The sequence below is a fragment of the Tenacibaculum jejuense genome, assembly GCF_900198195.1.
Lineage (GTDB): Bacteria > Bacteroidota > Bacteroidia > Flavobacteriales > Flavobacteriaceae > Polaribacter > Polaribacter jejuensis.
Genome location: NZ_LT899436.1, coordinates 3,735,855 through 3,759,094, shown reverse-complemented (window position 1 = coordinate 3,759,094; position 23,240 = coordinate 3,735,855). Strand labels below are relative to the sequence as shown.

The window sequence follows — 23,240 nt, the reverse complement described above, 5'->3', positions numbered from 1 at the left end:
ATGTGACTTTTCCCCCGAAAAAGGGTCACAAGAAAGCTAAGTAATCAAAAAACAAATTTTATCCATTATGAAAAGACTTATGGTATCTGGTGCTTTAATAGCAATCGGATTTACGGTATCTGCTCAGGATCTACCAACTAATGCAGAACCAGGGAAGTGTTACGTTAGATGTAAAACTCCTGAAGTTTGGAAAAACGAAGATGTAACTATAGAAGTAGCGCCTGCTTACAAAAGAATAGTTACTTATCCTGCAAAATATAAAACTGTTACAGAAAGGGTTTTAGTAGATGAAGGAGGGGAAAAGTTAGTAGTAGTTCCAGCTAAGTACGAAACTCAAAACTTCACAGTAGTTACTAAAGAAGCTAGTAAGCGTTTAGAAAAAACAATAGGAAGCCCTTCTGTTGAAAACGTTTCTGTTGTTACTAAAGAGGCTAGTAAGCGTTTGGAGCTTGTGCCAGCTAAGTACGAGATGCGAGACGTTGTGGTAACTATTAAAGAGGGATATAAAAGATTAGTAAATGTTCCTGCTAAATTCGAAACTCGTGACGAGGTTATTACGATTAAAGAAGCTAGTAAGCGTTTAGTAGTAATTCCAGCTAAAATGAAAACAATATCAGAAGAAGTTGTAGTAAAAGAAGCAAGTAAAAGACTTGTTTCAGTTCCTGCAAAATATGAAATGCAAGATGTTGTTGTTACAGTAAAAGAAGCTTCAAAAAGAGTAGAAATAGTTCCTGCAAAATATGAGCTTAAAGATGTTGTAGTTACAGTAAAAGAAGCTAGTAAACGTTTAGAGATAGTTCCTGCTACTTTTGGAACAGAAACAGTTTCTTACAAAAAAAGAGAATACGGGAACAAATTAAGAGTAGTTCCAGCTTCATTCACAAAAGATAGTGAAGTTATTGAAGTAAGAGCTAAATCTGCGAATTGGCAAATGAGTGAAAGAGCTCCAGATTGTACTTCGTCAGATCCTAACGATTGCCGTTACTGGTGTTATAAAGAAGTTCCAGCTCAATTTACAACTGTTGATAAAACATTATTATCTGCTGATGCTTCTATTGTAAAAACATCAACTTGTAATGATGCAGATACACCAGGAGGTTGTGGTAATGCTACATATGTAAAAAGAGTTATGAAAACTCCACCAACAACAAGAACAATTGATATTCCTGAAGTTACTAAGGTTATTAAGAAGCGAGTAATGGTAACTCCACCAACTACAAGAGAAATAGATGTTCCAGCGGTGACAAAAGTTGTTAAGAAGCGAGTTATGGTAACTCCACCAACTACAAGAGAAGTAGAAATTCCTGAAGAAAGAAAAATTATTAAAAGAACTGTGGTTGATGTACCAGCTTCAACAAGAGAAGTAGATGTACCAGCAATAACAAAAGTTGTTAAAAAGACAGTTATGGTAACTCCTCCAACAACAAGAGAGGTTGATGTTCCAGCGGTGACAAAAGTTGTTAAGAAACGAGTAATGGTAACTCCACCAACTACAAGAGAAATAGCAATTCCTGAGGTAACTACTACAATAAAGAAAACTATTCCAGCTGTTCAAGGAGCAAGAGAAATAGAGATTCCTGAAGTAACAACTACAATGAAGAAGACTGTAATGGCTACACCTCCATCAACAAGAACAGTTAAAATTGATCAGAAGTATGCTACTATCAAGAAAACGATCTTAGAAAAAGATGCGTATTCTGAAGAAAAGCCTGTAAGTGCAAAATATAAAACTGTAACTAAAGAGGTACTAGTTTCTAAAGGAGGTTTAACTACTTGGAAAGAAGTTGAATGTAAATTAGTAACTAATACACCGTTACCAATAAACTGGAATTTAGGAAGTGCTACATTAACTTCTGGAGCTAAAAGAATTATTGATGCACGTTTATTACCAATCTTAAAAGACGGTGTTGCAGTAGCAATTGAATCTCATACAGATGCTAGAGGATCTAGAACGAGTAATCAATCTTTATCAGAAAGAAGAGCACAAGCTGTAGTAAATTATTTAGTTTCAAAAGGAATTAATCCAAGTAAGTTAACAGCGAATGGTTACGGAGAAGCTAGATTAACAAACAGATGTAAAGATGGAGTTTCTTGTACAGAACGTGAGCATGCAGCAAACAGAAGAACTACATTTAGAGTAATCGATCAAAAATAGTCGATTAACCTAACTTAAATATCTAACAAAAATCAAGGAAAGCCCGAGTGAAAGCTCGGGTTTTTTGTTTTGTTATAATGGAGTTAAATACAATCGAAAAAATGTTCTTGTAATGATTATTTGATTTTTTATTGCTAATTTAACAACATGACATATGAATTTGTAGACATAGTAAAACAAGCTGTACTTCATCAAGAAAAAGGATTAAAAAATGTATTGGCAACTGTAGTTCATTTAGAAGGTTCTTCTTACAGGAAACCAGGTGTTCGAATGCTGATTTGTGAAGACGGAAAAATGATCGGAGCAGTTAGTGGAGGTTGTGTAGAAAAAGAGGTGAAACTAAGAGCGCAGTCAGTTTTCAAAGATGGAATAGCTAAAGTTATTACTTACGATGGACGTTATCGTTTGGGATGTGAAGGAATCTTGTACATTTTAATTGAACCTTTTCATGTTTCAAATGATTTCACCAATGCTTTAGAAAAACGTTTATCAGATAGAGAAGAGTTTACAATTCATTCTTCTTTTGTAGCTGAAGATGAAGCTAAAGGAGATTATGGAAGTACTATTACTTTTCAAAATGATAAACAATATACGTTTAATGGAAAGCTGGAGTTCTCAAGTGATTTACAAAAGTTCTCTCAGAAACTTAAACCACTAACAAAATTATTAATTGTAGGAGGAGAACACGATGCTGTAAAATTAACATCAGTGTCTAGTTTGTTAGGTTGGGAAGTTGATGTGATTACTTCAATTAAAGATCCAAAATCTAAAACTGATTTTCCTGGAGCAAATACAGTAACTGCAAGTACTCCGGAAATCGTTGATTTAACTATAGATTCTGATACTGTTGTAGTGTTAATGACGCATAATTACGTTCAAGATTTAAAGTATTTATTGAAGATTATAAATTTCAATCCAATGTATATTGGGGTTTTGGGTTCTACAAAAAGAAGAGATCAGTTAGAAAATGACTTGTTTCATTACAAAGAAGATGTATCAGAAGAATTATTAGATAAAATTTACAGTCCGGCAGGATTGCATATCGGAGCAATAACTCCAGAAGAAATTGCAGTCTCAATTGTTGCTGAAATTTTAGCAGTAATTCGAAAAAAAGAACCGTATTCTTTACGTAAAATAAAAGGGAAAATTCATCTTCAGAAGTAAGATATGAAAATAGCAATGCTAGTTTTAGCAGCAGGAAAAGCTTCTCGTATGGGAAGAGTAAAACAGTTACTTCCATATAAAAATAGCTCAATACTAGGAACAGTTTTAGAAAGTAGTATTAAGGTTTTTAATTCAGAAGATATTTATGTTGTTTTAGGCGCAAATGCTCAAAAAATAAAAGAAAACTTACAAAACTACACTGTAAATTATATAATTAACGAAGGTTTTGCTTCAGGATTAAGTTCAAGTATTTGTTCAGGAGTAACAAAACTTTCAAATTACGACGCTATTTTAATTACTTTAGGAGACCAACCTAAAATTGATGTCACCTACATCAACGAAATGGTTACTTTGTATAAGAAAAATAAAGAATGTATTGTTGCTTCTAGATACGATGGTTTCAATGGTGTGCCAGCAATTTTTCCTAAAACATTCTATCCTAAACTCTTAAATTTAACTGGTGATAAAGGCGCAAAACAATTGTTAAATTCTGAGTTAAATTTTATAAAAACTGTAGCTTCTTCAGGAAAATTACTCGATATTGATACACCTGAAGATTACCAAAAATTAATCAACCCATGATTTCAGTTTCTGAAGCAATTCAACATATAGAAAATTACTGTCAGCCCAATAAAATTATAGAAAAACCAATACAAGAAGTGTTAGGTTTAGTTTTAGCAGAAGCCATAGTTTCTCCAATTAATATGCCTCCATTTAAGCAATCTTCAATGGATGGATATGCATTTATCCATAATGAAATATCAAGTTTTACTGTAGTTGGCGAAGTTCAGGCGGGAGATTCAAAAAATGTAGTACTACAAGAAGGTGAAGCTGTACGAATTTTTACAGGAGCTAGAGTTCCTGATCAAGCTGATACTGTTGTAATGCAAGAGCACACAAGTGTTGAAGGTGATCAGCTAACAATTAATGAATTACCTAAAAAATCTTCTAATGTAAGACCATTAGGAGAACAAATAAAAACAGGAGCAATAGCTTTAGAAGAAGGAACAGTTTTAAACGAAGCGGCAATTGGATTTATTGCTGGTTTAGGATTAAGTACAGTAAAAGTTTATCAGAAGCCTAAAGTTAGTATTTTAATTACAGGAAACGAGTTAAAAGCTGTCGGTGAAGTCTTAGAGGAAGGTCAAGTTTACGACAGTAATTCGATTACTTTACAATTAGCTTTGCATAGATTAGGAATCGATGAGGTTGAAATTGTAAAAGTTGAAGATACATTTGAAGCAACAAAAACAGCGATTAAAAATCAGTTAGATTTTGCTGATGTTATTTTAGTTTCAGGCGGAATTTCTGTTGGAGATTATGATTTTGTAAAACGCGGGTTGGAAGAGAATAATGTGTCGGAAGTTTTTTATAAAGTAAATCAAAAACCGGGTAAGCCTTTGTGGTTCGGAGAAAAAGAAGAGAAATTAGTTTTTGCTTTACCAGGAAATCCTGCGTCAAGTTTAAGTTGTTTTTATTCTTATGTATTACCAGTTATAAAAGCACAGTTAGGTTATAAAGATTATCATTTACCAAGAAGTACAGCTAAAGCAACAAATGATATTAAAAACGCTTTTGGTAAAACCTTATTCTTAAAAGGAATAATAGAAAACGGACAAGCAACACAATTAACGGGTCAAGCTTCTTCAATGTTAAAGTCTTTTGCTGTCGCAAATGGTTTATTGATCGTTCCAGAAGATGTACAAGAAATAAAAAAAGGAGAAGAAATTACATATATAAAACTTAGTTAATCGATGGGAGTATTACAACTAGAAGTATTAGTTCCATTTTTATTAATTCTCGTTGTAGTTGCTTTTTTATATGCAAGTGTCGGACATGGAGGAGCAAGTGGGTATTTAGCATTAATGGCTTTATTTACTTTTCCTGTTTTGTTTATGAAACCGATAGCTTTAGTACTCAATATTTTTGTTTCTGGAGTATCGTTTTGGTTTTTCAGGAAGCATCAACATTTTAAGTGGAAGTTGTTTTATCCGTTTGCGATTAGTTCTATTCCAGCAGCTTTTATTGGAGGTTATATCTCAGTGAATGCTGGTTTTTATAAAAAAATACTAGGTTTTTTTTTGATTTTCGCAATTCTTAAGATGTTAAATGTATTTGGAGATGAAAAGGAAGAATTAAAAGAGAATAATTTAGTAATTTCACTATTAATAGGGGCTTGTATCGGACTTTTTTCAGGTATGATTGGTATTGGAGGAGGTATAATTTTAAGTCCGGTTATAGTGCTTTTAGCGTGGGGAAATATGAAACAAGCAGCTGCGGTTTCGGCCTTATTTATTTTTGTGAATTCAATTTCAGGATTAATAGGTTTTACCATAAATGAAGGAATAGTTCCGTTAGAGGTTTTATACTTTATTCCAGTTGCATTAATTGGCGGAAGTTTAGGTGCTATCTATGGAAGTAAAAAGTATTCTATGAATATGTTGAAATATGTATTAGCAGGAGTATTAACAATAGCAGCTGTAAAATTATTTTTAGTGTAAGAATGAAAGTTATTTATTTCGGAAAAATAGCAGATGTAGCAAAAAAATCATCTGAAGAAATTAATCTAGAGGAAAATTCAATTCCAGGTTTAGTCGCGTTTTTACAAGAAAAGTATCATCTCGATTTAGATGATATGCAAATAGCAGTAAATCATAATTTAGTTTCTAAATCAGAAGAAATCCTTTTAAAAGAAGCTGACGAAGTAGCAATATTATCTGCTTTTGCAGGAGGTTAAAATGGAATAGAAATGCGGTATACTCTAATTGTCTTATTATTTCTTACAATTGCTTGTCAGTCCAAAAAAGCAAAAGAAAAAACATTTACTGAAGAAGTAGAAGAGGTTTCTACTGTAAAAGATACAATCGTTGATTCTAAGGATGAAACCAAAAACTCAAAGGTCGAAATTGTAGAAGAGAATAAATTAGTGGTTACTGACGATAAATCTATTTATGTAGGACTTTTAGAAAAGATAGATCAAGGAAAAGATTATTATATACCTGTAAGTTTTAAAACAACTACATCAACAATACTTCAAGAAGATTTTCATAACAATTTCGAAAAATATACTAGTGATGTTATCTTGAAAAGCATTGAGTATACAAGATTTAAGATCGAAGATGCTGTAGCGAACAAATATTTAGAGATTAGTAATTTGAATACTATTTTGGTGTTTGATGACAATCAAGAAGTCATAGATACACTACATTTAAAAAATTACGAATACTTTTCAGGTCAACTCGAAAGTCAGGTGATTGCTACATATAACTCGAGTGAAAAGCTTAATGAAAATAAACAGTATGTATGTGTAACGATTAACGATTTTATAGCAAAGAATAATTATAAGTTTTCAAAAGACAGTATCTATTTAAAAGAAACTTTAAAGGAAAATAAATTTGAACCGACAGATGTATATGCACATTGTAAAATGATAAAAGATAAGGATACAATTTCGTTTCTATCTTTTGGATCATATGGTAAAGAAGTTGCAAAACATGGCTTCTATTTATTTAAAAATAAAGTGCCAACTGATTCTATAATCAACAAAAACTTGATAACAGAAATAATTCCAACGCCATTGACTTTAAATGGTCAAGGGTTATTTATGACAAGTCAATTTATTCCAGATACCGATGCGGTTTGGACAGCACTTGTGGGAATAGATTTTAAAACAAATCAATTAAAACAGTACGAAAGAAATAGAGTATCTTTAGAGTAAGGGAAGAACAAGAGTAAAATGAAGAAAAAATTAGTTTTCATAGAAGGTCAAATCACTCCAGATTTTATTGCAAATGCAATTGCGAAACATCAAGTAAAAACACAAATTGGAGCACATAATATTTTTTTAGGTCAGATTCGAAAAGATGAAGTAGAAGATAAAGTAGTTAGTGCGATAGAGTTTAGTTGTTATCAAGAAATGGCAGAGCAAAAACTACATGAAATTAGAGAAGAAGCCTTTGAAAAGTTTGATTTAACGTGTATGCATACGTATCACAGTTTAGGAAAAGTAAATGTAGGAGAAGTGTGTTTCTTTGTTTTTGTTTCGGCGCCACATAGACCTCATGTTTATGAAGCAACAGAGTATATTGTAAATAGAATAAAATCTGAAGTTCCAATATTTGGCAAAGAGCTTTTTGAAGACGAATCGTATCAATGGAAAACAAATGTTTAATATTGAAGGTTGAAGTTGAAAAATAGCGATAAAAGTTTTTAATTTTTATTTATGTAGCTGTTAGAAAAAATAGTTTTAGATAACTGATAACTGATAACTGATAACTGATAACTGATAACTGATAACTGATAACTGATAACTGATAAATGGTAGATATTACACATAAATCAAATACATTAAGAATAGCAACAGCACAAGCAATTGTAAAAGTAAGTTCACAAGCTACAATAAATGCTATTCAAAATGATACTGTTCCTAAAGGAAATGTTTTTGCAATGAGTAAAGCAGCAGGTTTGCTTGGTGTAAAAAAAACACCTGAATTATTGCCAGATTGTCATCCAATGCCAATTGAGTTTACAGGTGTTACTTATGAAATAGAAGGATTAAATGTTGTTGTAAAAGTTACAGTAAAAACGATTTATAAAACAGGAGTAGAGGTTGAAGCAATGCACGGAGCTAGTGTAGTTGCTTTGAATATGTATGATATGTTAAAGCCTATTGATAAAGGAGTTGAAATACATGCAATAAAACTACTTCAGAAAAAAGGAGGAAAAACATCTTACCCTGTAAAAGATGTTTCAGAAGTAAAAGCAGCAGTTATTGTATGTTCTGATACAATTTTTGAAGGAAAAGGTGAAGATAAATCAGGAAAGTTAATCAAAGAAAAATTGGAAGGTTATCAAGTAACTACAAAAGAAGTAGAAGTGGTTCCTGATGATTTTGATACAATTCAACAAAGAGTTCTAGCTTTAAAAGAAGAGTTTAGTTTAATTGTGTTAACAGGCGGAACAGGTTTATCAGCTAGAGATACAACACCTGAAGCTATTTTGCCTTTATTAGATAAAAGAATCGTAGGAGCAGAGGAAACTATTCGGAGATATGGACAAGAACGTATGCCTTATGCTATGTTATCTAGAAGTGTTGTAGGAACAATTGATAATAATTGTTTGGTATTAGCGCTTCCAGGTTCTAGTAAAGGAGTTGTAGAAAGTTTAGATGCGGTTTTTCCACATTTATTTCATAGTTATAAAGTATTAACAGGAGAACGTCATTAATGAGTAAGAGACAAAATATACTAACAGATACTTTTGGTAGGCATCATAATTATTTACGAATTTCACTTACTGAAAAGTGTAATTTACGTTGTACCTATTGCATGCCCGAAAGTGGAGTAGTATTGTCTCCTAGAAATCAAATTATGACGGCTGCTGAAGTAATTGATATTGCAGCATTGTTTGTGCAACATGGAGTTACTAAAATTAGATTGACAGGTGGAGAACCTTTGCTGAGAAAAGATTTTGAAGAGATTATTTCTGGACTCTCTAAATTGCCTATTGAACTTTCAATGACCACAAATGCAATTCTAGTGGATAGAAATATTGAGGTATTAAAAAAGTCATCGTTAAAAACAATCAATGTAAGTTTAGATACTTTACATCCTGAAAAATTCAATACAATAACAAAACGAGATCAATTTAAAAAAGCTTTTGAAAATACACAGTTATTATTAGATGAAGGTTTTAATGTAAAACTGAATGTTGTGTTGTTAAAAGGTTTTAATGATAATGAAATTATCGATTTCGTAGAATTTACGAAAGATAGAGCAATTTCAGTCCGTTTTATAGAGTTTATGCCTTTTGACGGAAATAGATGGGATAAATCTAAATTAGTAAGTTATAATGAGCTTTTAAATCAGGTTGAGGCTAAATATTCAAAAGATGTAGTTGTTCCTTTGCCTCACGAGGATAATTTTACAGCAAGAAATTTTAAAATTGATGCTTACCAAGGTAGTTTCGGAATTATTTCTTCAGTAACCAATCCGTTTTGTGATGTTTGTAACCGTATTCGATTAACTGCGAATGGCAAACTAAAGAATTGTTTATTCTCTACATCAGAAACAGATTTACTAAGTACATACAGAGCAGGAATTTCTATTGAACCCATAATTCAAAGTGCAATTCGTAAAAAGAAAGCCGTTCGTTCTGGAATGACAGATAGCAAAGATTTTGAAAACTTAACCAACCATAATAACCGAAGTATGATTACTATAGGTGGTTAAGTATATTTTTTAATTTATAGATACTGTAGCACGTCTGTTTTTTTGTCTTCCTGCTTCAGTTTTGTTACTTGCTACAGGTGAACTTTCACCCTTAGAAGTAGTTTTTACTTTGTTTTCTGATATTCCACTTCTAATAATGTAATCCTTTAAGAAATTAGCTCTTTTCAAGCCTAGAGTTAAATTACTTTCTGTAGAACCAGTATTGTCTGTATGTCCAGTAATTAAACAATTAGCATTATCAACTTTATCTAAATACGTAGATATATTTACAATTTTTATTCTTTGTTCAGATGTAAATTCAGATTGTAATCGTCCAGAATCGAATTCTAATACTAGAGGATTCTCTTCAATTTCTTTCATTATTCTCTCTATGAGTTTACTATAATCCTTAGATTTCCCAACACTAAACTTAATGGGTTTTTCCATGGTATTATCTGTAGTTACAGTTAAGGTATCATTAAGTTCACCATAAATATCAATCAACTTTGTAGGAATACCACGAGAAGACATGTAGTTTTTGATTTTTATAGCACGTGCTAATCCAATATTCGGAAAAATAGAATTATTCGTTTCATCACTCATATAATACCCTGTAATCGATAAAGCTTTTTCGTTTTCAGGTTGAACCACGAAATCTTTTAATTCACTAAGTTCAGTGTCTAACCCAGACATAAAAGAAGGAGAAAAATCCATACTAGATTTTTTAAATTTTATATTGTCAAAGGAAAAATTAATATTGCCGTTTTCATCAATGTTCCCGAAAGATAATTTTGGAGTTTCTTCCTTAATAGATTCAGGATTTTGTGCAGGTTGAGCAATTGTTTTTTGTGAATCTATGTTTGTGGTACAACAATATTTCCAACTTAAAAATGTACCTAGAATAATTGTGATTAGTATACCTAAAAGATAAATTGTTTTTTTTGACATCTTGTTTTTTTTGTTTCTTGATTTATAATCTTAGTGGAGGGAATTACAATTCATTAGAAACAAAAAAAATAGAAAGTCACATGGAAGGAAGTAGATAAAAACAAAAAAGCTTCAAGTTTCCTTGAAGCTTTTCGCGGTGAAAGAGGGATTCGAACCCCCGGACCTGTTACAGTCAATGGTTTTCAAGACCACCGCATTCGACCACTCTGCCATTTCACCAGGCCGAAAACGTTTAACCGTTTTGCGGGTGCAAATATAAGAACCTTTTTTATTTAGAGAAAATAAAATGTAACTTTTTTGAAAAGTATTTTTAAATAAATCTGTAAATAATTTACTTTCAGTTTTTTAGTTTTTGATTTTTTTAAGCCTTTTTTATGTTGATCAAATGTTCTGATAGAGCAGATCTTAAAAACTAATTAAAAATGTGTATCTAAAATTACACAGTTAATAATAATTCTCATTTTTCTGAGTGCTTCTTCTTCTCGATTTAAGTGAAATAGTTACCTTCGTTTTAAAATTAGAAAGAATGTTTAATTCCTTTGGAAATATATTACGAGTATCTACTTTCGGAGAATCACATGGAGTAGCAATTGGAGGAGTTATCGATGGTTTTCCTGCTGGAGTAACAATTGATTTTGATGCTGTTCAAAAAGAATTAGATCGTCGTAAACCAGGTCAGTCAAAAATCGTAACACAACGTAAAGAACCAGATACTGTAGAGTTTTTATCTGGAATTTTTGATGGTAAAAGTACAGGTATGCCAATTGGTTTTGTAATTAAAAATACAAACCAAAAAAGTAAAGACTATAATCATAATACAAATGTGTATAGACCTTCACATGCCGATTACACATACGATAAAAAATACGGAATAAGAGATTATAGAGGTGGAGGTAGAACTTCTGCTAGAGAAACTGCAAACTGGGTAGTTGCTGGAGCTTTAGCAAAACAATTACTTGCTCATATTTCTATTAACGCATTTACATCTTCTGTTGGAGATATATTTATTGATAAACCTTATCAGGATTTAGATTTTTCTAAAACAGAATCTAATATTGTTCGTTGTCCAGATGAAAAATCTGCTGAACAAATGATCGATAAGATTAAAGAAATTAGAAAAGCTGGTGATACAATCGGAGGAACAATTACTTGTGTTGCTCAAAACGTACCTGTTGGTTTAGGTGAACCAATTTTCCATAAACTTCATGCAGAGTTAGGAAAAGCAATGTTGTCTATCAACGCTGTTAAAGGATTTGAGTTTGGTAGTGGTTTCTGCGGAGCAAAAATGCAAGGTTCTGAACATAATGATATCTTTAATCCAGATGGAACTACACAATCAAATTTATCTGGAGGAATTCAAGGAGGAATTTCAAATGGAATGGATATTTATTTCAGAGTAGCATTTAAGCCAGTCGCTACAATAATGCAAAATCAGCAAACAATTAATTCTGAAGGTGAAGCAACAGAAATACAAGGAAAAGGAAGACACGATCCTTGTGTTGTACCAAGAGCGGTGCCAGTTGTTGAAGCTTTAACAGCTTTAGTTTTAGCTGATTTTTACCTAATGGATAAAACACGAAAAGTACTATAACAAAATTATATCGATTAACTTTTTAATTGTTGTAAGAACGAAATAGTATTTTCTTTATAACTAATTCCGATAGGAATTTCTACAGCATTTACTTCTATGTCATGAGAAGTAAATGCTGTTATTTTTTGAGTATTTATCAAATACGAACGATGAACTCTTAAGAACGATTTGGTATCTAATTTTTTTTCAATCTCACTTATGCGATGTTTCGCTACAATACGTTTGTCGTCTTCTAAATGAAAACGAACATAATCTTTTAAGCTTTCGATATAAATAATTTGTTCAGTGAAAACTTTATGATGCTTATTTCCTGATTTGATAATCAAAAAATCATGTTCTTCATTATTTGCATTAAAAGTTCTTTCATTATTATTACTAGTATGAGAACGCGTAAATTTTTCTACGGCTTTAAAAAAACGTTCAAAAGTGATGGGTTTTAATAAATAATCTAATACTTCTAAATCGTAACTCTCAATAGCATAATCGCGATAAGCAGTCGTCAATATTGTTTTTGGTGGATTCTTCAGACTTTTTAAAAAATCAATACCGGTTAAGTTCGGCATGTTAATATCTAAAAAAAGTAAATCAACGTCAGTAGTGTGTATAATTTCAAAAGCTTTTATAGCGCTATTGCAAGTTGCAACGACTTCTAAAGAATCAACTTTAGCAATATGATTTTCTATAAGTTTTATAGCCAAAGGCTCGTCGTCAACAATAACACATTTGTAAGGCATATGCTTTTCTTTTGCAATTATTTTTTAATGATTAACGTAACAGTGAATAACAATTTCGATGGTTCGTTGCTAATTTCTAAAGAATATTGCGAACCATAAATTAAAGATAATTGTTTTTTAATATTGACCAACCCTAATGGTTTTCGTGTTTTAACTTTTTCGGAATTAGTAATGGAATTCGAAATTTTAAAAGTTAGTTGATCTTCTGTACTTTGTAAATCGATATGTATTTCTGGAGCTGTACTATTTGATTTTTCTCCGTGTTTAAAAGCGTTTTCAACTAATGATAATAAAACTAACGGAGGGATCGTATTTGAAGCTTGTATGTCTTTAGTAAATGATATTTGTAAATCTTCATTATAACGAAGTTTTTCTAGTGTGATATAGTTTTCAATTAGTGAAATTTCATTTTCAAGAGAAACCAGTTCATCATCACTTTTAAATAATACAAAATCTAACATTTCAGAAAGTTTTGCAATTGCATTAGAAGTGTGTGGCGAGTTTAGTATAGACAATGAATAAATATTATTCAAAGTATTGAATAAGAAATGCGGATTTAATTGACCTTTTAATGTTTTTAATTCTAAGTCGACTTTTTCTTTATCTATTTCAAGTTGATTTCTTCTTTTTTCCTCACTTTCAAAGTGATATTTTACAGCAGTAAAAATAAAACTAATATAAACTAATGAAGGAATGTAATTAGGTATTAGATATCTAGGAGTTTTAATAATTTCTAAAAGTGATTCCTTGTGAAAAGGAGGTACTCTATATACACCTTCAATGATATGAATATTGTATAACCTATATAAGTTCGCCATAATGTAAATAATGACGATAAATAAAAGTATACCTAAAACGTATTTTTGTTTTTTAATAAATTTCTCAAAACAGATATAAACAACTAAATAAGAAGTAATAATTGCAGGGATATCGCTAATAATTGAAGTTAAAGGAATTAATTCTTCATAAATAGGATATTTTTCTCCTCTATGCGATCCAGCAGCAATATCTCTAATTAGGTTAAAAATTGTAAAAACACTCCAAAATATTAGGTGTTTTACAACCCTATTTGACTTTATATAGTTAGCGATTTTTTCAAAGAAGTCTACCATATTTCAAAAATACTCAATTGCTTATTTATCCAATCAAGAATCGATGAATTCGTGTTTTCTACGCCTAAATGTGATTTTTTCTCTCCTGAATTTATGTTTTTGTAGTAAATGTTTAAATCGTCGACTTTTCCTTAGTGTCTGTCTATTTTATGATTTATCACTGTAAAAACTGATGATTTTTATCTCTCAATTTTAATTATAAAATAAAAAATGAGGGTAATTATCTTATGTGCTTTGTTGCTTAATATTTGCGTTTTTAGTCAAGTAACAGTAAAAGGAAAAGTAGTAGACAAGAAAACGAAACAACCGTTAGAGTTCGCAACAATTATTGTTATGAAATCAGAATCGGAAAAATTTTTAACAGGAACTTCAGCTAATGAGAAAGGAGAATTTTCAGTGGAAGTGAAACCTGATATATATGATATTAAAGTAGATTTTGTGGGGTTTAAACCAATAACTATAAAATTAAAAAAGATTGAAAAATTTGAAGATTTAGGAACATTATTTTTAGAAGAAAATAGTACACAATTAGAAGAAGTTGAAATTAGAACAGAACGATCTACAACAGAATATAAATTAGATAAACGAATATTTAATGTTGGAAAAGATTTAATAGCAAAAGGAGGTAATGCAACAGATATTTTAAATAATGTTCCGTCTGTGAATGTTGATTTAGATGGAGCGGTTAGTTTACGCGGAAATGCAAATGTTCGTATTTTAATTAATGGAAAACCTTCTGTGTTAACTTCTAATAACGGATTGGAACAATTGCCTGCTTCTACAATAGAGAGAGTAGAAGTAATTACGAATCCGTCTGCTCGTTATGATGCCGAAGGAACGGCTGGAATTTTAAACATTATTTTAAAGAAAAATAAGATAGGAGGTTTTAGTAGTTCTTTACAATTAACAACAGGAGAACCTGCGAATCATGGAATAAATTATAATGTAAATTATAAAAAAGAAACATTTAATGTTTTTGCAAATGCGAGATATAGTTTGCAAGAATTTGAATATAAAGGATCAATTTTTCGAGAGAATTTCGATGGAAACGGACCAACGTCGTTTTTAGATTTAGAGAGAAATACCTTATTCAGAAGAAATGTGTTCAATTTGTATGTGGGAAGTGATATTTATTTCAATAAACAAAATACGACTACGTTTAGCTATTTTTTAAGAAGTAATGTGAGTAAGCGTTTTGTAGATTTTAAGTTCGATTTTTTTGATTCAGATAAGAGTTTACAAAACTCAATTTTAAATAGAGAAAACTATAGAGAACCTCAAAATTTTAGTAGAATCGAATTTAATCATGTGAAAAAGTTTACTAAAAAAGGACAGCAACTTACTATCGATGTTCAATATGATTTTTGGGATGATGATGAAAATGAATTTGTTGAAGAAGATATTAATGGTAATTCACCAAACATATTACAGAGTAGAGATATAGAAAGTAGTAAAGATCTACTGTTTCAAGCTGATTTTAAATTGCCTTTACAACCAAAAACACATTTAGAGTTAGGAATTAAAGGTGAAGTAAGAGATATTGATAGCGATTACAAAGTTTGGGATAATGGTATTTTGATTGACAGTTTGGATAACCTTTTAACGTATAAAGAACGAATTTATGCGGCTTATGTTCAATATGGAAATAGAAAAAACAAACTTCAATATTTATTAGGTTTACGAGGCGAATACACAAACACTTCTAGTACTGATAGAAAGAATGTTTTTGAAACAGATAAACGTTATTCTAATTTATTTCCAACGGTTCACCTGACTTATAATTTTAATGAAAGAACAAATCTTCAATTAAGTTATAGTAAAAGAATTAGAAGGCCACGTTTTTGGCAATTAAATCCTTTTGGCGGAATTGCAGATCGAAGAAATATTCGAGTAGGTAATCCTGATTTAAATCCAATGTTTACAGATGCTTTCGATGTCGGTTTTCTAAAGAAATGGAAAGGTTTTACGATAAATCCATCAGTGTATTATCAATATACAACGCAGCTGTTTGAAACTTTAGTGAGTGCTAATAGCGATGGAGCAATTATCAGTAAACAAATTAATTCTGGAACAGAACACAGAGTAGGAGCTGAGTTAGGAATTCAATATGCGGCTTTTTCTTGGTGGCGATTAATGGGAGAAATCAATTATTTCAGCTTTCAGCAACAAGGTTTATTTAATGTAAAAGATAATGCGTGGACAGCTAAGTTGAATTCAAGAATGAAATTACCAGCGGTTACAATTCAAACCAATTTAAATTATCAAGGAGAACGTGCTTCTGGCCAAATTATAACTGAACCGATTTTTGTTGCTGATTTAGGTTTGAGTAAAGACTTTTGGAACGATAAAATTTCGGTGACTGCGAATATTCAGAATGTTTTTAATTCTAGAGTACAAACACAAACCATTTCTGGCGCTGATTATACTATTTTAAATGAAAGAGCTTTACTCGGACCTCAATTTAGACTTAATGTTACGTATCGTTTTAACAGAAATAAAAAAGATAGAGATCGTTTACCTGATTAATTCAAACATATTTTTGTTAAATTTGTAATATTAAAGAATGGTTTCGGTTTCTGTATCGAGGTTGTATTGAGGAGTTTTTACATCTTTTTCTCAATAAAGATCATTCCATGTGAATTTAATTAAAGTAATTTTTATGGATTATATCAAAGGAAGAGGTGCGCAACATAATACTCATAATAAGTTTTTACAACATAGTCACGAGGTTTTAGATGACTTCTTAAATTATTGTGCTGCTGAAAATGAAGATGCAGATCAGAACAAAACTGCATATTTAGAGATTTTTCCAAAAACCATTGTGAATAAAGTTACAAGTCCAGATATCGGAGCTTCATTTTCAATGAATCCTTATCAAGGTTGTGAACATGGTTGTATCTATTGTTACGCAAGAAATTCTCATGAATATTGGGGATATTCAGCTGGATTAGATTTTGAAAGAAAGATTTTATACAAAAAGAATGCAGCAGAGTTACTTGAGAAAAAATTAAGAGGAAAAAATTGGGAAGCGATTCCGATTATGCTTTCTGGAAATACAGATTGTTATCAGCCAATTGAGAAAAAACTAGAAATTACCAGAGAAATATTAAAAGTATTATTGAAGTTAAAACATCCGGTAGGAATAATTACGAAGAATGCTTTAATACTTCGAGATTTAGATCTTCTAAAAGAGTTAGCCTCTTTGAATTTATTAAAAGTGAATATTTCGATCACATCTTTATCTGAACAAACAAGACGTATTTTAGAGCCTAGAACCGCAACAATTAAAAAACGATTAGAAACAGTTAAAATATTGTCTGAGAATAATATTCCTGTTAATGTTATGATGGCGCCAATTATTCCAGCAATCAATAATCATGAAATTTTACCGTTGGTAAAAAAAGTAAGTGAACTAGGAGCGAAATCCGTTGCTTATACAGTAGTAAGATTAAACGGAGCAATTGGTGAGATTTTTAAAAAATGGGTTGAAAAAACGTACCCAGATCGAGCAGAAAAAATATTACATCAAATAGAAGATTGTCATAACGGAACTTTAAATGAATCGCGTTACGGAGTGCGAATGAAAGGTGAAGGGAAGTTTGCAGAACAAATAGCAATGCAGTTTAAATTGGCAAGAAAACTATATTTAAAAGATAAAAAAATACCAGAATTTGATTGTACAATTTTTGATAAGTTTCAAACGAATCAAATGTCGTTATTTTAATATTATAGCGTATTGCAGAAATAAAAAAGCCTTCACTAAAAAATGTGAAGGCTTTTTCTGTATATAATGAAAAATGACCTACTTAATATCTAGGAAAATTCCACCAGAGAAAGAAGGACTAGCTGCAATGATTTTTCCATCAAAAGCAGAGTCAAAACCTAATGAAATACCTAGTTTTTTAGTGATGTGATAAGCAGCTTCAAATCCAAAACTGCTAAATTCTATATTGTTAGCAAAAATACTTCCGTTACTATTTACGGCGCTTAATGTTCCGTTGTTAAAAGATTTTACAACATTTAATCTTGTAATTAGCCAAAGTTTAGAATCGAATACATTAATTCCTGCTTCTAATCCTGTTCTAAATTCATCAGAAAAACCTTCAGTTCTATTATTAAATCCTAAATAAGATTTAGCATAAAAAGGCAAGTCGCCTAAAGATGTACTATATCCTAAATGAGTCGATAAATATTGGTTGAATTCTCCATCTCCATTCTGGTAACTTCCATCACTTCCTCCTGCATCTTCACCAGTAGGTAACCCTAAGATAAGTTTTACAGAAGCAGCCCATTTTCCTTTTTTATAAAATCCGTAATTAATACCTAAATCTACATCTCCAAAAGAAGTTACAGACTCTCCTGGTTGTATAGTTCCTCCATTAGTTCCAGAAATTTGATTATTCTGAGAAGAAACAGCAACAAAAGGAACATAAGCTAGAATATCTATTTTATCAGTAATACCATATTCTGCATAAATGTTTGTATTGAACTGAGTTCTTGTTGCGTTAGGATCAATTGCTCCAGTATCTGTATAATGTTGATCGTATTGTAAATACCAAGCAGATAATTTATAGTATCCTTTTCCTTTTCCTTTACTCCATTGAGCGTAAGCAGTATTTCCTAAAGAAAAAGTAATAACGAATAGTAAAATATATTTTTTCATTGTTTTTGTTTCTTGTTAAATGATTATTGAATTTCAGCTTCTCCTACTTTTACACTAAAAGGTTTACACCAGTATAGAATATGAGAAAAATCGTTTATACCAGTGTCTTCTATGATGTATGTATGTGCGCCATTGAATACTCTAACTGCTTGAATTTCTTTCGCGTTATTTACAGTATTCGGATTGTTTGTTAGGTAAATATATAATCCTGGTAAGCTAGATGAAGCTCTATAATTATCATTTATAACAAGTTCTAAATTATTTGTGTTAGGTATTTCACGTAGTGTAAAAGTTCCTTCTAATACATAACTACTAGTAGTTCTAATAGTTCCAGTTTTTTCTTGAGTAGTGTTATTGTCCACCTGATCCATAGTTACAGTAACTACTATTTCATCGGTAATTGTTTCACCTTCTTCAGAAACAATAGACGCCATAATAGTTGTTTGTCCTTGAGCTACAGCTGTAACTAATCCGGAGTTAGAAACTGTTGCGATCATTTCATTTGAGCTCGACCAAGTAATATTTGTTGTAACAGTTTTACCAACATTATCTGTGTATTTTGTTGTTAATTGAAAAGTATCACTTAACGTAATTTCAGAAATTGGGTTTGTAATGCTAAAAGATGCGTCAACTCGATCGTCAATAATATCGTCTTGTATACAACTTTGTAATAAGAAGATAGATAGAAGTAAAATGGACAAATGTTTCATTATTTCATATTTAATATTGAGCTATTTGTCGATAGAAATATGAAAGATTTACAAATTATTAAAAATTAAATTTGAAGTAATATGAAAAATAAAGCCGTTTTTTTAGATATAAATAGTTAGAATCATTTTTTATTTTAGTTGAAAATTTTGTTAGAAGATTATGTTTGATAATCAAGTGTTGTTTTTTATTTGTGGCTTAGGAGTATTTAATGGTTTTCTGGTCGCATTTTATTTTCTTTTTTTTAATAGAGAAAAAAGAACACAGAATCTATTATTTGGGTTGTTAGTTCAGTTTCTTAGTATGAGAATTGGTAAATCTTTATACGTGATTTTTACACCAAGAGAAGAACGAAATATAACTTTAATACAAATTGGTTTATCGGCTTGTTTTTTAATAGGAGTGAGTCTGTTTTACTACACAAAATCATCATTAGAAAATAGAAAAGAATTTCCTTTAAAGTGGAAATTAAACTTTGTTTTTTTAGCTTCAGTAATTATTATCTTAGGATTCAATTACCCTTACGAAAACGCTCAGAAACTATGGAGTATGTATATTGTATATTTTATTTATGCTGTCTGGGGAATTTATGTATTAGCTACAGGTTTTATTCTAAAAGATACATTTAAAAAGCTATTTAAAAAATCTGAGAATTGTACGACTTCCGAACTTTGGTTAATCTGGGTTTATGTTGCTAATTTGTTAATTTTTGTTGCGTACTTAATAGGTATGTTTTATCTGTATTTAATTGGTACAATTACATTTTCAATTGTTTTTTATGTCTTGCTGATTTTCTTTTTGTCAAAGAAAAATAGAGAAGAAATTTTTAAAGATATTCCAGAGAAATATGCATCAAAGAAAATTATAGAGACTGAAGCGAAAGGTTTATTAGAAGAGTTAAATGAGTTAATTATTACTCAAGCTTTGTATAAAGATACTAATGTGAAAATCTCAGATGTAGCAAAAGGAATCAATATTACACCGCATAAATTATCGCAATTATTAAATGATAACTTAGGGAAAAGTTTTGCGGCTTATATGAATGAATATAGAATTGAAGAAGCTAAAAAATTATTGCAAGAACGAACAGAATTGACACTTGAAGCGATAGGGTTTGAAGCCGGATTTTCTTCTAAATCAAATTTTTACGCAACCTTTAAAAAAGTAGTCGGATTAACTCCATTACAATTCCAAAAACAGTTTTTATAGTCTAGTTTTATAATTCTGGACACCTGAATTATAAAAAATTATCTTATTAAAAAAGTCTTTCAAGAGTTTTGAATCAAATTTAAATTCAAAATTATGAAACGAACTTTATTAGTATGTGCATTTATTTTATCTCAAGTTTTATCAGGTCAATCAGAGTTTGGTAATCTAGAAAAAACACTTCAAAATTATATCAAAGGAAGCTCGTATAATGAATTAGATATTTTAAAAAGTGCTTTTGCTGAAAATGCAACATTATACTTAACAACAAGAGACGGATTCAAAAGATTTACTCCAGAAGAATACGCTGGTTTTTTCAAGAATCGTAAGAAGGGAGAATTTAACGGTCGTGTAGGTAAAGTATTATCAATTGATATTATAAAAGATATCGCTTTTGCAAAGGTTGAAATTGCTGGACCAGATAGGAAGTGGGTTTACATAGATTTATTCTTGTTGAAAAAAGTTAACGAGAACTGGCAAATTATTAGTAAAACGGCTACAAAAGTAAACGACAGTAAGTAGTATGAAGATAATTAAAGTTGTTGTTCTTTTTCTTGTCTGTCTAGTTGGTTATACTCAAAATCCGTCAATTCCATTTAAAGCTGTTGCTATTGAAATAGATGGAAAGTTGAATGAAGAGGTTTGGAAAACAATTCCAACGCATACGAACTTTCATAACCTTTTACCAACCGATGAAGGTTTAGCTAAGAATCAAACAGAAGTCAAAATATATCACGATGGCGAATTTCTATATATAGGAGCTGTGTATCACGATACCACTTCTAAGCAACAAGTAAGTTCTTTAAAAAGAGATGTTTCTATAGGTATAAGTGATGCTTTTGTAATGGTTTTAGATACACAACATCAACAACAAAACGGAAATTTATTTGCTGTCAATACTTACGGGACGCAAGTCGATGCTTTGGTTGAACGAAATGAAACAGGTTATGGTTTAAATTTTAGTTGGAGTGCAGTTTGGAGAACTAAAACATCGGTTATTGGAAATGATAAAGTTTATGAAATTGCTATTCCTTTTAAAGCGCTAAATTTTGATAAAGAAAATACAACATTTGGAGTTCAATTTTATGTGAGAGATATAAAAAACAATTCATGGACGATACTTACTGATTTAAGTAGAAATTATCCAACATTTGATTTACGTTTTACAAGAGCATTTACTTTAGAAGATGTGCCCGAAACGATTCGTTCTCGATTTGCAGTTTCTCCTTCTGTAACTTTGAATTATCAGAATGTTGATAGTGATGAAGAAACTATGTTTAGGCCAAGTTTAGATGTGCAATATAATGTGTCTTCTTCTTTAAAGTTAGACGCTACAATTAACCCAGATTTTTCTCAGATCGATGTAGATCAGCAAGTGACTAATCTATCTCGTTTTTCAGTTTTTTTTCCTGAACGAAGAAATTTCTTTTTAGAAAATGCAGATTTATTTTCAAATCTAGGAACTTCAGATGTAAATCCATTTTATTCTAGAAAAATAGGAGCTGAGAATGAAATTCAATTCGGACTAAAATTATCTGGAAATATTGCTCAAAAAACTAGAGTAGGAGTAATGAATGTTCAAACAGATAAGAATGAAAAAATTAATGCTCAAAATTACACAGTATTAGTTGGAGAACAGCAATTGTTAAAACAGTTATCTGCAACAGCCTTTTTAATCAATAGACAAGAAACAGCTGGATTTAATTTTGTTGATGATTACAATCGCGTGACAGGAGTTAATTTGAATTTCAAATCGGATAATAAAAAATGGATTGGATTAGCGAATATGGCGATGAGTTTTAATGATGATGTTTCAGGGAAAAACAAATTTTTTAATGTCGGAATTGATTATAACGACAGAGGATTACAAGGAGGTTTTTCTATAAAAAATGTTCAAGATAATTATCTAACTGATGTAGGTTTTACACCAAGACTGTTTACTTACGATGCTATAAATGATTTGCTAGTTAGAGAAGGTTATTATCAAACTTCAAGTAGTTTACAATACACTAAGTTTTATGATGAATCTAAAAACTTGAATTCTATTCGATATGTGAATTATGTAAACGATACTTACTTTGATATAGATGGAAGTTTAAATCAAATGAGTCATTTTTTAAATTCAGCTATATTTTTTAAAGATTTTTCAGCAGTATATTATGTGCTGAATTATGATGATATTGATTTAAAATATGGTTTTGATATTCTTGGAAATGGTAATGCAATTTCACCTGATAATTATCAAAACTGGAATATAAAAGTAGGATACAACTCTGCAAATAATCAACAATTTCGTTACCGTGTAAATATTCAAAAAGGAAAGTTTTATGGAGGAGATAAAATTTCAGGAGGAGTATATCTGAATTATCAATTATTGCCTTTTGCAAACTTAGAATTATCACATGATGTAAATTCTATTGATTTACATGAATTAGGAAAAGAGGTATTTCATTTGAATCGATTCACTGGTCAGATTTTTTTCAATAATCGTTTGAATTGGACGACTTACGTTCAGTATAATAATCAACGAAATAACTTTAATGTGAATAGTAGATTACAATGGGAGTACAAACCATTAAGTTATGTTTATTTGGTTGTCACCGATAACTTTGATGATAATTTTAATCGAACAAATTGGGGAGTTGCTTTTAAAATGAATTACCGATTTGATTTTTAATAATGTTACAAACAAAAAAAAACTCGAAGAAATAATCTTCGAGTTTTTTTTTATGTATGTGTTTAAAAACAAG

General features: G+C 30.6%; 21 protein-coding genes and 1 tRNA gene. 16 read left to right on the top strand and 6 right to left on the bottom strand.

The genetic code is table 11. The features are described 5' to 3' along the window. Positions 1–67: 67 nt before the first annotated feature. The 10 genes from AQ1685_RS16375 (at position 68) to moaA (ending at position 9,549) form a co-directional block, all read left to right on the top strand. On the top strand, positions 68–2,155 hold the full coding sequence (locus AQ1685_RS16375) for an OmpA family protein (RefSeq protein ID WP_095073934.1): 2,088 nt from the start codon (positions 68–70) through the stop codon (positions 2,153–2,155). Positions 2,156–2,302: 147 nt separating this feature from the next. Beyond that, the gene (locus tag AQ1685_RS16370) at positions 2,303–3,319 is read left to right on the top strand and encodes an XdhC family protein (RefSeq protein ID WP_095073932.1); all 1,017 of its coding nucleotides are present in this window, start codon (positions 2,303–2,305) and stop codon (positions 3,317–3,319) included. A gap of 3 nt (positions 3,320–3,322) precedes the next feature. Beyond that, on the top strand, positions 3,323–3,901 hold the full coding sequence (locus AQ1685_RS16365) for a nucleotidyltransferase family protein (RefSeq protein WP_095073931.1): 579 nt from the start codon (positions 3,323–3,325) through the stop codon (positions 3,899–3,901). Next, positions 3,898–5,070 (top strand): molybdopterin molybdotransferase MoeA, encoded by a 1,173-nt coding sequence (locus AQ1685_RS16360; RefSeq protein ID WP_095073930.1) that lies wholly within the window; start codon positions 3,898–3,900, stop codon positions 5,068–5,070. Before AQ1685_RS16365 ends, AQ1685_RS16360 begins: the two co-directional genes overlap by 4 nt. Positions 5,071–5,073: 3 nt before the next feature. Then, entirely contained in the window at positions 5,074–5,820 is a 747-nt protein-coding gene (locus AQ1685_RS16355) for a sulfite exporter TauE/SafE family protein (protein WP_095073928.1), read from the top strand. A gap of 2 nt (positions 5,821–5,822) precedes the next feature. Then, complete coding sequence (locus tag AQ1685_RS16350) at positions 5,823–6,056, top strand: MoaD/ThiS family protein (RefSeq protein ID WP_095073926.1); 234 nt, start codon at positions 5,823–5,825, stop codon at positions 6,054–6,056. A 12-nt stretch (positions 6,057–6,068) separates the two neighbouring features. Beyond that, on the top strand, positions 6,069–7,037 hold the full coding sequence (locus AQ1685_RS16345; RefSeq protein ID WP_095073925.1) for a hypothetical protein: 969 nt from the start codon (positions 6,069–6,071) through the stop codon (positions 7,035–7,037). Between the two features lie 18 nt (positions 7,038–7,055). Further along, complete coding sequence (locus AQ1685_RS16340) at positions 7,056–7,490, top strand: molybdenum cofactor biosynthesis protein MoaE (RefSeq protein ID WP_095073923.1); 435 nt, start codon at positions 7,056–7,058, stop codon at positions 7,488–7,490. 146 nt (positions 7,491–7,636) lie between these two features. Next, positions 7,637–8,545, top strand: coding sequence for a bifunctional molybdenum cofactor biosynthesis protein MoaC/MoaB (gene moaCB, locus AQ1685_RS16335; protein WP_095073922.1), 909 nt, complete (start codon positions 7,637–7,639; stop codon positions 8,543–8,545). After that, complete coding sequence (gene moaA / locus AQ1685_RS16330; protein WP_095073920.1) at positions 8,545–9,549, top strand: GTP 3',8-cyclase MoaA; 1,005 nt, start codon at positions 8,545–8,547, stop codon at positions 9,547–9,549. Before moaCB ends, moaA begins: the two co-directional genes overlap by 1 nt. A gap of 9 nt (positions 9,550–9,558) precedes the next feature. Here moaA and AQ1685_RS16325 read toward each other — a convergent pair whose 3' ends face one another. Together AQ1685_RS16325 and AQ1685_RS16320 are read right to left on the bottom strand one after the other, a co-directional pair. Then, entirely contained in the window at positions 9,559–10,476 is a 918-nt protein-coding gene (locus AQ1685_RS16325) for an OmpA family protein (RefSeq protein WP_095073918.1), read from the bottom strand. A 134-nt stretch (positions 10,477–10,610) separates the two neighbouring features. Further along, a tRNA-Ser gene (locus AQ1685_RS16320) sits at positions 10,611–10,695 on the bottom strand. Between the two features lie 307 nt (positions 10,696–11,002). Between AQ1685_RS16320 and aroC the strand changes: the two genes are divergently transcribed. Continuing rightward, the gene (gene aroC / locus AQ1685_RS16315; protein WP_095073916.1) at positions 11,003–12,067 is read left to right on the top strand and encodes a chorismate synthase; all 1,065 of its coding nucleotides are present in this window, start codon (positions 11,003–11,005) and stop codon (positions 12,065–12,067) included. A 14-nt stretch (positions 12,068–12,081) separates the two neighbouring features. Here the strand turns inward: aroC and AQ1685_RS16310 are convergent, their stop codons facing one another. Then, positions 12,082–12,801: a LytR/AlgR family response regulator transcription factor gene (locus tag AQ1685_RS16310; RefSeq protein ID WP_095073914.1), complete on the bottom strand. Its 720-nt coding sequence runs from the start codon at positions 12,799–12,801 to the stop codon at positions 12,082–12,084. 17 nt (positions 12,802–12,818) lie between these two features. Then, a complete protein-coding gene (locus AQ1685_RS16305; protein ID WP_095073913.1) occupies positions 12,819–13,913 on the bottom strand; it encodes a sensor histidine kinase in 1,095 nt (364 codons plus the stop codon). Positions 13,914–14,123: 210 nt separating this feature from the next. On the opposite strand from AQ1685_RS16305, the gene AQ1685_RS16300 reads away from it, so the two are divergent. Next, entirely contained in the window at positions 14,124–16,439 is a 2,316-nt protein-coding gene (locus tag AQ1685_RS16300; protein WP_095073911.1) for an outer membrane beta-barrel family protein, read from the top strand. A gap of 133 nt (positions 16,440–16,572) precedes the next feature. After that, positions 16,573–17,637 carry a PA0069 family radical SAM protein gene (locus tag AQ1685_RS16295; RefSeq protein ID WP_095075101.1) on the top strand — a complete coding sequence of 355 codons (1,065 nt, stop codon included), beginning with the start codon at positions 16,573–16,575 and terminating at the stop codon, positions 17,635–17,637. A gap of 78 nt (positions 17,638–17,715) precedes the next feature. Here AQ1685_RS16295 and AQ1685_RS16290 read toward each other — a convergent pair whose 3' ends face one another. Both AQ1685_RS16290 and AQ1685_RS16285 read right to left on the bottom strand, forming a co-directional pair. Continuing rightward, positions 17,716–18,576 (bottom strand): hypothetical protein, encoded by an 861-nt coding sequence (locus tag AQ1685_RS16290; protein ID WP_095073910.1) that lies wholly within the window; start codon positions 18,574–18,576, stop codon positions 17,716–17,718. A gap of 23 nt (positions 18,577–18,599) precedes the next feature. Beyond that, entirely contained in the window at positions 18,600–19,286 is a 687-nt protein-coding gene (locus AQ1685_RS16285) for an Ig-like domain-containing protein (RefSeq protein WP_095073908.1), read from the bottom strand. Positions 19,287–19,587: 301 nt separating this feature from the next. On the opposite strand from AQ1685_RS16285, the gene AQ1685_RS16280 reads away from it, so the two are divergent. From AQ1685_RS16280 to AQ1685_RS16270, 3 genes are all read left to right on the top strand, one after another. After that, positions 19,588–20,493 carry a helix-turn-helix domain-containing protein gene (locus AQ1685_RS16280; protein ID WP_157730262.1) on the top strand — a complete coding sequence of 302 codons (906 nt, stop codon included), beginning with the start codon at positions 19,588–19,590 and terminating at the stop codon, positions 20,491–20,493. A 93-nt stretch (positions 20,494–20,586) separates the two neighbouring features. Further along, positions 20,587–21,012, top strand: a complete 426-nt coding sequence (locus tag AQ1685_RS16275; RefSeq protein ID WP_095073904.1) for a nuclear transport factor 2 family protein — start codon at positions 20,587–20,589, stop codon at positions 21,010–21,012. A gap of 1 nt (position 21,013) precedes the next feature. Continuing rightward, complete coding sequence (locus AQ1685_RS16270; RefSeq protein ID WP_095073903.1) at positions 21,014–23,167, top strand: DUF5916 domain-containing protein; 2,154 nt, start codon at positions 21,014–21,016, stop codon at positions 23,165–23,167. Positions 23,168–23,240 lie beyond the last annotated feature (73 nt).